The 12,915-nt window shown below is 68.4% G+C and carries 14 protein-coding genes, 2 rRNA genes and 1 other RNA gene; 14 read left to right on the top strand and 3 right to left on the bottom strand.

The genetic code is table 11. The annotated features are described in order from the left end of the window. The 10 genes from FURADRAFT_RS00005 to FURADRAFT_RS00050 all read left to right on the top strand — a co-directional run. A 23S ribosomal RNA gene (locus tag FURADRAFT_RS00005) occupies window positions 1-152 on the top strand; the annotation flags it as partial. Window positions 153-270: 118 nt separating this feature from the next. Then, window positions 271-384: ribosomal RNA gene (gene rrf / locus FURADRAFT_RS00010) — 5S ribosomal RNA — on the top strand. Window positions 385-580: 196 nt separating this feature from the next. Further along, window positions 581-1,081: a D-glycero-beta-D-manno-heptose 1-phosphate adenylyltransferase gene (gene rfaE2 / locus FURADRAFT_RS00015; protein WP_008952021.1), complete on the top strand. Its 501-nt coding sequence runs from the start codon at window positions 581-583 to the stop codon at window positions 1,079-1,081. Beyond that, entirely contained in the window at window positions 1,078-2,046 is a 969-nt protein-coding gene (locus FURADRAFT_RS00020) for a biotin--[acetyl-CoA-carboxylase] ligase (RefSeq protein ID WP_008952022.1), read from the top strand. The genes rfaE2 and FURADRAFT_RS00020 overlap by 4 nt, the downstream gene beginning before the upstream one ends. Beyond that, complete coding sequence (locus FURADRAFT_RS00025; RefSeq protein ID WP_008952023.1) at window positions 2,043-2,759, top strand: type III pantothenate kinase; 717 nt, start codon at window positions 2,043-2,045, stop codon at window positions 2,757-2,759. Before FURADRAFT_RS00020 ends, FURADRAFT_RS00025 begins: the two co-directional genes overlap by 4 nt. Further along, window positions 2,756-3,601, top strand: coding sequence for an SPOR domain-containing protein (locus FURADRAFT_RS00030; protein WP_008952024.1), 846 nt, complete (start codon window positions 2,756-2,758; stop codon window positions 3,599-3,601). Before FURADRAFT_RS00025 ends, FURADRAFT_RS00030 begins: the two co-directional genes overlap by 4 nt. Window positions 3,602-3,687: 86 nt before the next feature. Beyond that, complete coding sequence (locus FURADRAFT_RS00035; protein WP_008952025.1) at window positions 3,688-4,479, top strand: YoaK family protein; 792 nt, start codon at window positions 3,688-3,690, stop codon at window positions 4,477-4,479. Window positions 4,480-4,575: 96 nt separating this feature from the next. Then, window positions 4,576-6,540 (top strand): PhoX family protein, encoded by a 1,965-nt coding sequence (locus tag FURADRAFT_RS00040; protein ID WP_008952026.1) that lies wholly within the window; start codon window positions 4,576-4,578, stop codon window positions 6,538-6,540. Window positions 6,541-6,770: 230 nt separating this feature from the next. Then, window positions 6,771-7,736 carry an agmatinase gene (speB, locus tag FURADRAFT_RS00045; protein WP_008952027.1) on the top strand — a complete coding sequence of 322 codons (966 nt, stop codon included), beginning with the start codon at window positions 6,771-6,773 and terminating at the stop codon, window positions 7,734-7,736. Between the two features lie 90 nt (window positions 7,737-7,826). Then, complete coding sequence (locus tag FURADRAFT_RS00050) at window positions 7,827-8,966, top strand: hypothetical protein (RefSeq protein WP_008952028.1); 1,140 nt, start codon at window positions 7,827-7,829, stop codon at window positions 8,964-8,966. 29 nt (window positions 8,967-8,995) lie between these two features. On the opposite strand, the gene cobS is transcribed toward FURADRAFT_RS00050, so the two are convergent. The 3 genes from cobS to cobT are packed head-to-tail and all read right to left on the bottom strand — an operon-like array spanning window position 8,996 to window position 11,354. Then, window positions 8,996-9,721, bottom strand: a complete 726-nt coding sequence (gene cobS, locus FURADRAFT_RS00055; protein WP_008952029.1) for an adenosylcobinamide-GDP ribazoletransferase — start codon at window positions 9,719-9,721, stop codon at window positions 8,996-8,998. Then, window positions 9,709-10,311 (bottom strand): histidine phosphatase family protein, encoded by a 603-nt coding sequence (locus tag FURADRAFT_RS00060; RefSeq protein ID WP_008952030.1) that lies wholly within the window; start codon window positions 10,309-10,311, stop codon window positions 9,709-9,711. The genes cobS and FURADRAFT_RS00060 overlap by 13 nt, the downstream gene beginning before the upstream one ends. Beyond that, entirely contained in the window at window positions 10,308-11,354 is a 1,047-nt protein-coding gene (gene cobT / locus FURADRAFT_RS00065; RefSeq protein WP_008952031.1) for a nicotinate-nucleotide--dimethylbenzimidazole phosphoribosyltransferase, read from the bottom strand. The genes FURADRAFT_RS00060 and cobT overlap by 4 nt, the downstream gene beginning before the upstream one ends. A 180-nt stretch (window positions 11,355-11,534) precedes the next feature. On the opposite strand from cobT, the gene cobU reads away from it, so the two are divergent. The 4 genes from cobU to ssrS all read left to right on the top strand — a co-directional run bounded on the left by cobU (window position 11,535) and on the right by ssrS (window position 12,901). Continuing rightward, a complete protein-coding gene (cobU, locus tag FURADRAFT_RS00070) occupies window positions 11,535-12,137 on the top strand; it encodes a bifunctional adenosylcobinamide kinase/adenosylcobinamide-phosphate guanylyltransferase (RefSeq protein WP_008952032.1) in 603 nt (200 codons plus the stop codon). Window positions 12,138-12,169: 32 nt separating this feature from the next. Beyond that, window positions 12,170-12,379, top strand: coding sequence for a hypothetical protein (locus FURADRAFT_RS00075; protein ID WP_008952033.1), 210 nt, complete (start codon window positions 12,170-12,172; stop codon window positions 12,377-12,379). Next, entirely contained in the window at window positions 12,376-12,687 is a 312-nt protein-coding gene (locus FURADRAFT_RS00080; protein ID WP_008952034.1) for a cell division protein ZapA, read from the top strand. Before FURADRAFT_RS00075 ends, FURADRAFT_RS00080 begins: the two co-directional genes overlap by 4 nt. A 30-nt stretch (window positions 12,688-12,717) precedes the next feature. After that, window positions 12,718-12,901: non-coding RNA, 6S RNA (gene ssrS, locus FURADRAFT_RS19915), on the top strand. Window positions 12,902-12,915 lie beyond the last annotated feature (14 nt).

Raw genomic sequence — 12,915 nt, forward strand, 5'->3', positions numbered from 1 at the left:
CATCTAAGCGGGAACTCGCCTGAAGATGAGACTTCCCTGAGGGCTTGACCCTCCTGAAGAGTCGTTCGAGACCAGGACGTTGATAGGTCGGGTGTGGAAGCGCTGTGAGGCGTGAAGCTAACCGATACTAATTGCTCGTGAGGCTTGATCCTATCATTTGAGTGGCTTGGGCCACGCGGTGAATAGAGAGTGCGACGTACGATCGATTACCCAATTCGAAATGGAAGCCAGCTGGCTTCCAGGCTTCTTCTAGTTTGTTGACAGTTTATGTCTGGCGGCCTTAGCGAGGTGGTCCCACCCCTTCCCATCCCGAACAGGACCGTGAAACGCCTTAGCGCCGATGATAGTGCGGCATTGCCGTGTGAAAGTAGGACACCGCCAGACTCCCCTTATAAAAGCCCAGCTCATCCGAGCTGGGCTTTTTGCTTTGCGCCGGCGGAATGCGTCCCTGGCCACCGCCATTTTCCAGGCAAGGCGGTGCTTGGGGGGCGCCGTGACGGATGGTATCCTGACTGACTTGTCGAGCCGCAAGGCCGTTGCGCGCAGGTGTAGACGCGTCCGGTCAGTTTGAAGGAAATCCATGAGCTATCCCTCTCCCCTGTTTGAAAACAAGATATGTCCGCCGGAGCAGCTGACCGAGCGGCTGGCGACGCTGCCGCGCCCGCTGGTCTTCACCAACGGCTGCTTCGACATTCTGCATCGCGGTCACGTGACCTATCTGGCGCAGGCGGCGGCGCTGGGGGCAGGCCTGGTGGTGGCGATCAACACCGATGCCTCGGTCAAGCGCCTGGGCAAGGGTGACGACCGGCCGATCAATTCCCAGGACAACCGCGCCGCGGTGCTGGCGGCGCTGGAGAGCGTCAGCCTGGTGACGTGGTTCGATAGCGATACCCCGGCCGAGCTGATCGAGCTGGTCAAGCCCGACGTGCTGGTGAAGGGGGGCGACTGGACCCCGGACCGCATCGTCGGCGCGGCTGAAACGCTGGCGCGGGGCGGTCAGGTGCATTCGATCCCGTTCCTGTTCGACACCTCGACCACCGCGACGCTGCAGAAGATCCGCGAAAGCGAAGGCAAGGCGTGAGCGAGCAATACGCGTTCGCGGTGCTGAGGGCGTTGTCCGACGGCCGCTTTCATTCCGGCGAGGCGATCGCGCAGCAGCTGGGGGTGTCGCGCACCCTGGTGTGGCAGGCGGTGCACGCCATCGAGAACGATTTCGGCCTGACGGTGTACAGCGTGCGCGGCCAGGGCTACAAGTTGGCCGAAGGGTTCGAATGGCTGGATGTGGCCGCGATCCGCGCCGGACTTTCGCCGGTGGCGGCGGAGGCCCTTACCGTGGCGGTGGCGGAGCGCATCGATTCGACCAATTCCCAGCTGATGCAACATGCCACCAGCAGCGATCTGCACGGCCTGGTGCTGGCCGCCGAGCTGCAGAGCGCCGGGCGCGGCCGTCTTGGCCGGCGCTGGCAGGCGCGCTTGGGAGCGGGGCTGACCTTCTCCCTGCTGTGGCGCTTCGACAAGGGACTGGCGGGGCTCGCCGGCCTGTCGCTGGCGGTCGGCGTGGCGCTGGCACGTGCGCTGCGCGCACTGGGGGCGCCGGTCATGCTGAAGTGGCCGAACGATGTGCTGCTCGACGGCAAGAAGCTGGCCGGCATCCTGATCGAGCTCTCCGGCGAGGCGATGGGGCCGGCGGCGGTGGTAATCGGCATCGGCCTCAACCTGCAGTCGCCGGGCGAGGTCGATCAGCCGGTGGCGGCGCTGGATCAGGCCGGTGTCCGTGTGGGTCGCAATGCCCTGCTGGCGGCGCTGCTCAACGAGCTGCAGCAGGTGCTCGACGCCTTTGCCAAACAGGGGTTCGCCGCAGTACGCGAAGAGTGGCTGGCGTTGTCGGCGCACCGCGACAGCCCGGTGCGCCTGTCGTTCTCGCACGGCGAGCCGATCGAGGGTATCGCCCGCGGCGTGGCCGACGACGGCGCGTTGGAAGTGGAAACAGCGGCGGGAATGCAGCGCTTCCACGTCGGCGAAGTGAGCCTGAGGCCGTTGTCGTGAAGCTGCTGATCGACGCCGGCAATACCCGGGTGAAGTGGGCGCTGCACGACGGCCGCGACTGGCTGGCGCAGGGTGCGGTGTCGCACGCCGACATCCCGACTCTGGCCGCGGTCTGGGCGGGGTATCCCATTCGCAGCGTGCACGCGGCCTCGGTGGCGAGTGCGGCGGTGACGGCGGCGCTGGAGGCGGCGGCGCCGCAGCCGGTGCAGTGGGTGAGGTCGCAGCGTGACGGTGGTGGAGTATGCAACCATTACCGTGACCCGGGCGAGCAGGGGGCAGACCGCTGGCTGGCGGTGCTGGCGGCGCGCGAGCTGAGCGCCGGCGACGTGGTGGTGGCCTGCGCAGGTACCGCGTTGACGGTGGAGGCGCTGACCGCCGAGGGTGATTATCTGGGCGGGCTGATCCTGCCCGGCCATGCCTTGATGCTGGAGAGCCTGGCGCGCGGTACCGCCAACCTCAACCGGGTGCCGGGGCAGGTCGTGGCATTTCCGCAAGGCACGGCGGATGCGCTGGCGTCGGGCGCGGTGGACGCCTTGTGTGGCGCGATCGAGCGCATGCGGCACCGTCTGGCCGAGACCACCGGACGCGGGCAGGCCGAACTGCTGCTGACCGGGGGCGATGCCGAGCGGCTGGCACCCTGGCTCGCGGCACCGCTGCGGATCGTGGATAATCTGGTCCTTATGGGATTGTTAAAAGTGGCGGGCGAATCATGAAGTGGTTTCTAGCCTTGGTGGTCGGGCTGAATCTGGTGGCGGCATTGTACGGGGCGCTCAAGCCGCACCCGACGGTCGATATCCACGCCCAGGAAGTCAGCCCGGAGTCGCTCAAGCTGCTGCCGGCAGGCTGGGTCGCCGCATCGGCCCCGGTGGCAATGACGGTGAAGGCGGCGACGAGCGCGCCGGCCGCCGCGGCGACCCCGACCGCGCTGCCGGCCTCGCTCGATGCCGTGCCGGCAGTCGCGCCAGGAAAGGCCGCCGTGCCGGCCCCGAATCCGGTGGAGGCCAAGCCCGTGCCTGCGCCCAAGCTGGCAGCGGTGCCGCCGTCCCCGGTCGTGGCCGCTCCGAAGGTCGCAGCAGCCAGGCCCGAGGCGCTGACATGCTACCAGTGGGGGCCGTTCGAGGCGCGCCAGCTGGCTCACGTGAAGGCACGCCTGGCATCGCTCAAGCTCGGCGCGGGCCAGCTCAAGGAGACGCAGAGCAGCGAGCTGCGCGGCAGCGGCAAGTTCTGGGTCTTCCACCCGGCGCTGGCGACGCCGGCCGAAGCGCAGACCTTGCTGGCCGAGCTCAAGGGCAAGGGTTTCGACGGCTACATCGTGCAGAACGACGAGCGCAAGGGCAGCGTGTCGCTCGGTCTGTTCGGCAGCGAGGCCTCGGCCCAGGCGCTGGCGGCCAAGGCCAAGGCGGCGGGGTATGCCAAGGTGCAGGTCGAGCCGCGTGGTCAGCAGGTGACCCGCACCCGGCTCACGCTGGGGGCGCTGACCGCGCAGCAGGTTGCGCATCTTGAGGCATTGCAGAAGCGTTTGCTGCCGGGAGTGCCGCTGGCGGCGTGTCCGTGAACGTCGGCCCGCTTGCCAGTGCGCAGCGGGCGGCGCATTATTGAAAAGCGGCGCTCCTGCCGCTTTTTCTTTGGCCATCTGCTGCCATGTCGCGACGCGTCAATATCACCCGGTTGTTGGACCGGGGGCCTTTCAACGACCGGGTCATCCATCAGCTCGGCTGGTCGATGGCGTTCAGCGCCGGCGCCCTCAACGCCGGCGGTTTCCTCGCGGTACACCGCTACACCTCCCACGTTTCCGGCGTCGTCTCCAGCATGGCGGACCATTTCGCGCTGGGCGAATTGCGCCTGGCCCTGTCCGCGCTGTTGATGCTGGTGAGCTTCGTGGCCGGGGCGATGCATTCCACCTGGCTGATCATCTGGGCGCGGCGCCGGCGCCTGCGCGGCGGCTACGGCGTGTCGATCATGGAGGAGGCCCTGCTGCTGTTGCTGTTCGGCCTGCTGGGGGCGGGACTGTCGACGCACAAGGGGCTGTTGACGCCGCCGACGGTGCTGCTGCTGTGCTTCATCATGGGCATGCACAACACCATCGTCACCAAGCTGTCGCGCGGGCTGCTGCGCACCACGCACATGACCGGCATCGCCACCGACATCGGCATCGAGCTGGCCAAGCTGTTCTACCTCGATCGCGTCGGTCCGACGCGGGTGCAACGGGTGCAGGCCAATCACGCCAAGCTGCGGCTCTACCTGCTGATCCTGGTGTCGTTCTTCGTCGGCGGGGTGGTCGGGGCGCTGGGCTTCAAGCATCTCGGTTTCGGCTTTTCGCTGCCGCTGGCGGGCGGACTGTTCCTGCTCGGCTTGCGCCCGGTGTGGTACGACGTGAGGCTGCGTCTGCGCCTGTGGCAGCAGCAGGGCTGGGCGGCGCGCAACCATTCATGAATTCGACATGACGGCGTGATCTGTTTGTCATGTCCCGCTCTTAGGCTTGGCGGTCGATTCCCTGCGGGGTAAGACCGATTTTCCAGGAGCGTTGTAATGAGCGAGAGCTACAAGATCAAGCAGCACGGCGTGGACGAACCGACCAATCCTTCGGCCAACCTGGCCCTGTCCGAGGTGCTGGCAGCGCGTTTCTCGCGCCGTGGCGTGCTGAAAGGCACCGGGGCGGCCGGGCTGGCCGGCCTGCTGGGCGGTAGCCTGGCCACGCTGGCCGAGGCGGCGCAGGTGCCGTTCGCGCGCAAGGCTCCGGTGCTGGGGTTCAAGCCGGTACCGTTCGGCTTCGAGGACAAGGTGGTGGTGCCGGAAGGCTACGTGGCGGACGTGCTGTACGCCTGGGGTGATCCGGTCGGCATCAAGGGGGCGATGCCGGCGTTCAAGCCGGATGCGTCCAACAGCGCCGCCGAGCAGGAACTGCAGGCCGGCATGCACCACGACGGCATGGCGTTCTTCCCGCTGCCGCTGGGCTCCACCAGCTCCAAGCACGGCCTGATGGCGATCAACCACGAATACACCGACGACGGTTTGCTGCACAGCGACGGCATGAAGACCTGGAGCGCCGACAAGGTGAAGAAGGCGCAGGCGGCGGTCGGCGTGTCGGTGATCGAGGTCGAGGCTACCGGCCAGGGCGGCTGGAAGGTGGTGCGCCCGTCCAAGTACGCGCGCCGCATCCACGCCAATACCCCGATCGCTATCCAGGGCCCGGCGCGCGGCCACGCGCTGATGCAGACCGAGGCCGACCCGAAAGGGGTGGAAGTGCTCGGCACCTTCCAGAACTGCGCCAGCGGCCCGACGCCGTGGGGTACCTACCTCACCTGCGAAGAGAACTTCGACGGCGTGTTCGTCAACGATTCCGGCAAGCTGACCGAGCTGGAGAAGCGCTACGGCATCTCCAACAAGGACGCCGGCTACAAGTGGGCGTGGGAGGACTTCCGCTTCGACGCCCAGCTCAATCCGAACGAGCCGAACCGCTTCGGCTGGGTGGTGGAGATCGATCCGTTCGATCCGAAATCCAAGCCGGTCAAGCGCACCGCGCTCGGCCGCTTCAAGCACGAAGGCGCGACGGTGGCGATCGCGCCGTCCGGCCATGCCGTGGTCTACATGGGCGACGACCAGCGTTTCGAGTACATCTACAAGTTCGTTTCCAAGAACACGTTCGATCCGAAGAACCGCAAGGCCAACATGCAGCTGCTGGACGAGGGCACGCTGTACGTGGCGCGCTTCGACGCCGACGGTTCCGGCCAGTGGCTGCCGCTGGTGGCCGGCCAGAACGGTCTGAGCGCCGACAAGGGTTTCGCCAGCCAGGGCGACGTGGTGATCAAGGCGCGCATGGCGGCCGACGTGATGGGCGCCACCAAGATGGATCGTCCGGAATGGATCGCGGTGCACAGCCACAAGCCGGGCGAGGTGTACTGCACCCTGACCAACAACAGCGAGCGCGGCAAGGACGGCAAGCCGGGCCCGGACGCCGCCAACCCGCGCACCGACAACAAGTTCGGCCACATCATCCGCTGGAACGAGCACGGCGGCGACGCCGCCGCCACGGCGTTCAAGTGGGACATCTTCGCGCTGGCGGGCCGTCCCGACGCGGCCAAGCCGGAGCACAAGGGCAACATCAAGGGCGATTATTTCGGCAGCCAGGATGGCCTCAAGTTCGACTACAACGGCGTGCTGTGGGTCGAGACCGACGTGTCCACCTCGACGGTGAACATGAAGGAATACAAGGGCATGGGCAACAACCAGATGCTGGCGGTGGTGCCGGAGACCGGCGAGTTCCGCCGCTTCCTGACCGGCCCGAATGGCTGCGAGATCACCGGCATCGCCTTCACCCCGGACAACAAGACGCTGTTCATCAACATCCAGCACCCGGGCGAGCCGGACAGCGAGCGTTCCGATCCGGACCGGCCGCTGGCGATCTCCAGCTGGCCGGAGGGGCCGAAAGCCGGCCGGCCGCGCGCCGCCACCGTGGTGATTCGCAAGCTGGACGGTGGCGTGATCGGCTCCTGATTGTCGTCGTACCTCTGAAGCCTTTGCCGGCGGTGTCCCCGCCGGCTTTTTCATGCCGGGGCGGCTTCGGCCAACCCCGGCGGGCTTGAAAGTCCCGCACCGGCGCGGCACACTAGCGGCCTCCGTGCCAAGGCGGCGCGGCAGCCTCAACCCGTCGGCTCGCAAGATGGACGGGAAGCGTCGGTGCCGGCTGTGGTGCCGCTCCGGCGTACTCTCTGACGGAGAGTTTCATGTCTCACACGATTCATGGCGATGGCGCCATTCGTCGTACCTCGCTGTACGGTTCCTCGATCGAAAACACTTACGCCGGCGTGCTCAGCTTCATGCGCCGCAACTACACGCGCGACCTCAGCGGCGTCGACGTGGCGATTTCCGGCATCCCGCTCGACCTGGCGGTGACCTTCCGCCCCGGCGCCCGCCTCGGTCCGGCGGCGGTGCGCGCCGCCAGCGTGCAGCTGGCCGAGCTGAAGCCGTTCCCGTGGGGCTTCGACCCGTTCGACGACCTGGCGGTGATCGACTACGGCGACTGCTGGTTCGACGCCCACAACCCGCTGACCATCAAGGACAGCATCATCGAGCACGCGCGCACTATCCTGGCCTCCGGCGCCAAGATGCTGACCTTCGGCGGCGACCACTACGTCACCTACCCGCTGTTGATCGCGCATGCCGAGAAGTTCGGCAAGCCGCTGTCGATCATCCACTTCGACGCACACTGCGATACCTGGCCGGACGACAGCCCCGATTCGCTGAACCACGGCACCATGTTCTACAAGGCGGTGAAGGACGGCCTGATCGACCCGCAGACCTCGGTGCAGGTCGGCCTGCGCACCTGGAACGACGACTTCATGGGCATCCAGCGCCTGGACGCGCCGTGGGTGCACGACCACGGCACCGATGCCGCCATCGCGCGCATCAAGGAGATCGTCGGCGACAACCCGACCTACCTCACCTTCGATATCGACTGTCTCGACCCGGCGTTCGCGCCGGGCACCGGCACCCCGGTGCCGGGCGGGCTGACCACGGCGCAGGCGCTGAAGATCGTGCGCAACCTGGGCGATGTCAACCTGGTCGGCATGGACGTGGTGGAGGTGTCGCCGCCGTTCGACCAGAGCGAGATCACCGCGCTGGCTGCGGCGCACATCGCCTGCGATCTGCTGTGCCTGCTGCGCAACCGCAAGCTGGCCGGCACGCTGTAAGCGTTCCTCCCGCCCCTCCCCGACGACGCCACTGCCCCGCAGTGGCGTTGTTTTTTGTATGCTGCTGTCAGATCGATGCCGGATACCCGTATGAAGACCATGATGCTCCGTGTCGGCCTCGCCACCCTCGGCGCCGCCGGCTTGCTGTCGCCGCTGCCGGCAGCGCCGCTTCTGCTGCAGGGCCAGATCGGCAGCGCGGCGGTGGTAATGGAATTGAATCTCGCCAAGGATGGCAAGGCCGACGGCCGCTACTTTTACCGCAAGTATCACCACGACATCGCGCTGGACGGCCAGCGCCGCGCCGACGGCAGCGTCACGCTGGGCGAGAACCTCGGCTACGACGAGAGCCGTACCGACCTGGTGCTGCGCTCGGACGGCAAGGGTGGCTGGCAGGGGCGCTGGCAGGGCAGCAAGCCGGTCAGCCTGAGCCCGCTGCCGCCCGACGCCTTGCCCGCCAGCGAGGTAGCCGCGCTGGCGCGGCTGCGCCAGCAGCATCCCTACGAGTTCGTGCGCCTGACCGACCTGACGCTGCGCGAGGGGCAGGAGCAGCGCGTCGGTAGCTACCGGCTGCGCTGGTGGCAGGAGCCGGTCAGCAAGATCCGCTTCTTCCGGGTGGAGGAGGGCTACCCCGCCGGAGTGCAGCAGCGCCTCAACCGCGTGCTGGAGAGCCGGCACTGGCAGGAGGTGAACGGCTATTTCGACTGTGCCTTCGGCGGTGCGCGCCGCCGCGGCTTCGACTACGAGCAGACGGTCACACCGCGCCTGCTCAACGAGCACGTGCTCAGCGCCAGCGTGTTCACCAGTTTCGACTGCGGCGGCGCCCACCCCGACTTCGGCGACAACCCGCTCAACCTCGAGGTGCAGAGCGGCCGTGAACTGCAGCTGGAGGATGTGCTGTGGCTGGGACAGGGCAAGCCCCGGCTGGCGCGCGACGCCGACGGTCATTTGCAGAATTACGACTACCAGAACAAGGTGCTCGGCCCGTGGCTGGCACGCACCCTGCGCCAGCTCTACCCGCAGCAGATGGCATCGCCGGCCAAGGACGATGGCTGCGACTACCGCGACAGCGGGCTGTGGACCTTGCCGACCTGGTACCTGCTGCCGCAGGGGCTGTACCTTGGGCCGTCGTTCCCGCGCGTGGCGCGCGCCTGCGAGTACCCGGAATGGCCGGTGCTGCCGTGGAAAGTGGTCGACCGCCACCGTGGCGAGGCGGCGCTGCCGCTGCGCTGAGGGCGGCCGGCAACGCCCGGCACCGGGGTTCAGAACGCGGTGGCGACGACCAGCAGCACCAGCAGCACGATCTCGCTGCACTCCACGCCCGCGCCGAGGCAGTCGCCGCTCATGCCGCCGACGCGTTGCGCCAGGAAACGGCGCCAGCCCCACAGCGCCAGCGGCGCCAGCAGCAGGGCCGGGGCAAGCAGCGCGGAGAGCAGCGCGAGCGCGGCGGCGCCCAGCGCCAAGGCGCGCCAGTCGGGCTTGCCGGCGAACAGCGCGGCGCTGCCGGCGGCCAGCGGCGGCAGGGTGGCCGACCACCAGACCGCGCCGAGGCGGGCCCAGGCCGGCAGCAGCAGCAGCCCCCACGGGTTGGCTGAGGATTTGGCGAGCAGCATCAGCAGCACCAGCTTGGCAATCAGCGCCAGCACCAGCGCGATCACGCCGAAGCTGCCGACGTGCGGCTCCTTCATCACCGCCAGCATGCGCTCGCGCGAACGGTGCGCCGCGCCCAGGCCGTCGGCGAGGTCCGCCAATCCGTCCAGATGCAGTCCGCCGCTGACCCAGACCCACGCGCCCAGCGCGGCGAGCGCCCCGAGCCACGGGTCGACGCGCGTGCCCAGCCACAGCGCCGCCGCCAGCAGGGCGCCGATCAGCGCGCCGACCACGGTGAACCAGCGCGCGCTGTCGGCCAGCCACTCCGGGCGGTACTCCTCGAGCGCCGGGGTGGGCAGCCGGGTGAGGAACTGCAGCGCCAGGATCAGTCCGCGCATGGCGGCTCCAGGCGCAGCAGGTAGGCCGGGTGGCCGTCGAGAATGGAGAGCTGGGCGAAGCCGCCACGCTGTACCGTCAGCAGCCGCGCCACGTTGAAGCCGGTGCCGAGCAGCTCGGCCAAGAGCACGGTGATCACGCCGCCGTGGCTCACCAGCACGCGGTGGCTGCCGCGCGCCTCGCTCATCCAGCCGGCAAAACCGGCCAGCACGCGGGTGCGGAAGGTGTCGAAGTCCTCGCCGCCGGGGGCGTCGAGCGAGCCTTCGGCCAACCTTTGGCTCCAGTCGGGGTGGCGCGCCGCCAGTTCGGCGAGCGCCATGCCGTCCCAGGCGCCGAAGTCGCACTCGGCCAGCCGCTCGTCCAGCTTGAGCGGCACGCCGCCGGCGAGCGCCTGCTGCACGGCGAATTCGCGGCAGCGCTTGAGCGGCGAGCTGGCGATGGCGGTGACCGGCGCCAGGGCGTTGACGCGCTGCCAGCTGGCGGCGAGCTGGCGCCGGCCGCGCTCGTTCAACGCCAGGTCGAGGCGGCCCACCAGCCGCCCCTCGTGGTCGATGTCGCCGTGGCGCAGCAAGGTCAGCGTGTACGGGTTCACTCGGCCTTTTCCGACACGCCGGCCTCGGCGAAGGTGGCCATCTCGTTGTGCAGCAGGATCGCCGACTGCAGCAGCGGCAGGCACAGCGCGGCGCCGGAACCCTCGCCCAGGCGCAGGCCGAGTTCCACCAGCGGCGTCAGGCCCAGGGTTTCCAGCGCGATGCCGTGGCCGGTTTCCTGCGAGCGGTGGCTGGCGATCAGCCAGTCGGCCACCGCCGGCTGCAGCGCCTTGGCCACCAGCGCGGCGGCGCTGGTGATGAAACCGTCCACCAGCGACGGCACGCCCAGCGCGGCGCCTTCCAGGTAGAAGCCGGCGATGGCGGCGATTTCCAGCCCGCCCAGCTCGGCCAGTACCTCCAGCGCCGCCAGCTCGCGCCCGGCCAGCCGCGCCAGCGCGTCTTCCACCACCTGGCGTTTGAGCGCCAGGCCGGCGTCGTCGACCCCGGTGCCGCGGCCGACCACGATCTCCGGCGCGGCGCCGGACAGGCGACAGATCAGCGCCGCCGACGGCGTGGTGTTTCCGATGCCCATGTCGCCGGCCACCAGCAGGTTGGCGCCCGCTTCCACGGCGCGGCGTGCGGCGTCCCGTCCCACCGCCAGCGCGGCTTCCGCCTCGGCCAGGGAGAGCGCGGCCTCGCGGCGCAGGTTGGCCGAAGCGCGGCGCACCTTGGCGTGCACGATGGGCAGGCCGCTGAGATCGCCGGCTACGCCGGCGTCGACCACCTCGAGCCGGGCACCGTGCTGGCGCGCCAGCACGCAGATCGCCGCGCCGCCGGCGGCGAAGTTCTTCACCATCTCGGCGGTCACCGCCTGCGGGAAGGCGGACACGCCTTCGTCCGTCACGCCGTGGTCGGCGGCGAACAGCGTGATCGCCGGCCGCAGCGGTGCCGGCTGTACCTTGCCTTGCCAGCCGGCAAAGCGGCAGGCCAGCGCTTCCAGTTGGCCGAGGCTGCCGGCAGGTTTGGTCAGGGTGTCCTGGCGGGCGCGGGCCAGGGCGGCGGAGGCCGCATCGGGAGCGGCAATGGGGGAGAGGAATGTCGTCATGGGCGAGACCTTAAGCCAAGCCCGGGGTCACGGCAACAGAGGCGTACCGGCCACGGGGGCAGTTTGTCGGGAAAGCGTGGGTAGCGGCGGGTATAATAGCGCCGCGGCCGCCGTCCGTATCTACACCGGATGGCCAAGCGTCCCGCCGCGCCCCCTTTTTCATCAGCAGATCATCCCGCCATGACCCACCTCATCAGCGGCGGCGCGCGCTCCGGCAAGAGCCGCTTCGCCGAACAGCTGGCGCTGGCCCACCCGGGGCCGGTCGCCTACGTCGCCACCGCCGCGGTGGCGGACGCCGACTTCGCGGCGCGCGTCGCGCTGCACCGGGAGCGCCGTCCGGCCCACTGGGCCCTGTGCGAGGCCGAACGCGGCCTGGCCGCCGTGCTGGAGTGCGCCGCCGCCGCCGACACCCTGTTGCTGGTCGATTGCCTCGGCATGTGGCTGATGCGCTTCTGCCTCGACGACGGCCTCGACGAGGCCGATTTCGCGCGTGAAAAGGCGGTCCTGCTGCACGCCCTGGCCACGCTGCCCGGCGAGATCGTGCTGGTCAGCAACGAGATCGGCTGGGGCGTGGTGCCGCTGGGGCGGCTGTCACGCCGTTTCGTCGACGAGCTGGGACGGCTCAACCAGGATATCGCGGCCCTTTGCGAGCGCGTTACGCTGGTCGCCTGCGGTCTGCCGCTGGTGTTGAAGGCTCCGCCCGAGGGCGCCGCCAGTCCCGCATTCCTGGCCGCCGCGAGCGGCTGTACCGCCCCCGAGACAGCGGCGCCCGGCGGGGTTTGACGCCCTGCCGAGGCTTGGCTATCCTCGCCGCCATGGACAAAGAACTTGAATATCTGGAATCCCGGGTAGCGGCGCTGATCGCCCGCATCCGCGAGCTGGAAGCACAGAACGGTCGCTTTGCCGAGGCGCTGGCGCAGGCCTTGAAGGAAAACGCCGAACTGCACTTCCGCGTCGAGGAAACCAAGACCCGGGTGGCGGCGCTGATCGAGCGGCTGCCCAAAGCCGAGGAAAATGAGGCATGAGCGAGGTAGTTCAGGTCGATATCGAACTGCTGGGACGGCAGTTCACCGTAGGAACGCCGCTGGCCGAGCGTGACACCCTGCTGCAGGCGGTGCAGCTGATCTCCGACAAGATCAACACCATCAAGGGACAGGGGCGCATCGTCGACGCCGACAAGATCGCCATCATGGCCGCGCTCAATATCGCCCACGATCTGCTGAAAACAAAAGTGGGGGGTGGCTTGGAGATGGCCGAGTTTCAGCGTAAAATACGAACCATGAGTGAAGCAGCCGATGCGGCGCTTCAACAAAGTCAGCACTCGCTGGGTTAAACGGCGAAGCTGACGCAGCACAGATCAGTTCATCCCCTGCGGTGTTCGTGACGGCTCAAAAATTCCTTTGAACCAATGCGTTCGCTTTGGTTGCCAGCATCTACCGTGCGGGTGCGCGCGTCCCACTGACGGATGTGCCCGATGCACGAGGCAGGCGACCCCCTGGAAACAGGGTTCAAGCGAATTTTGCCCGAACGGCACTCGCGGGGGGCTCTCCCTTCCATTCCA

Source organism: Pseudogulbenkiania ferrooxidans 2002 (assembly GCF_000174355.1).
Classification (GTDB): domain Bacteria; phylum Pseudomonadota; class Gammaproteobacteria; order Burkholderiales; family Chromobacteriaceae; genus Pseudogulbenkiania; species Pseudogulbenkiania ferrooxidans.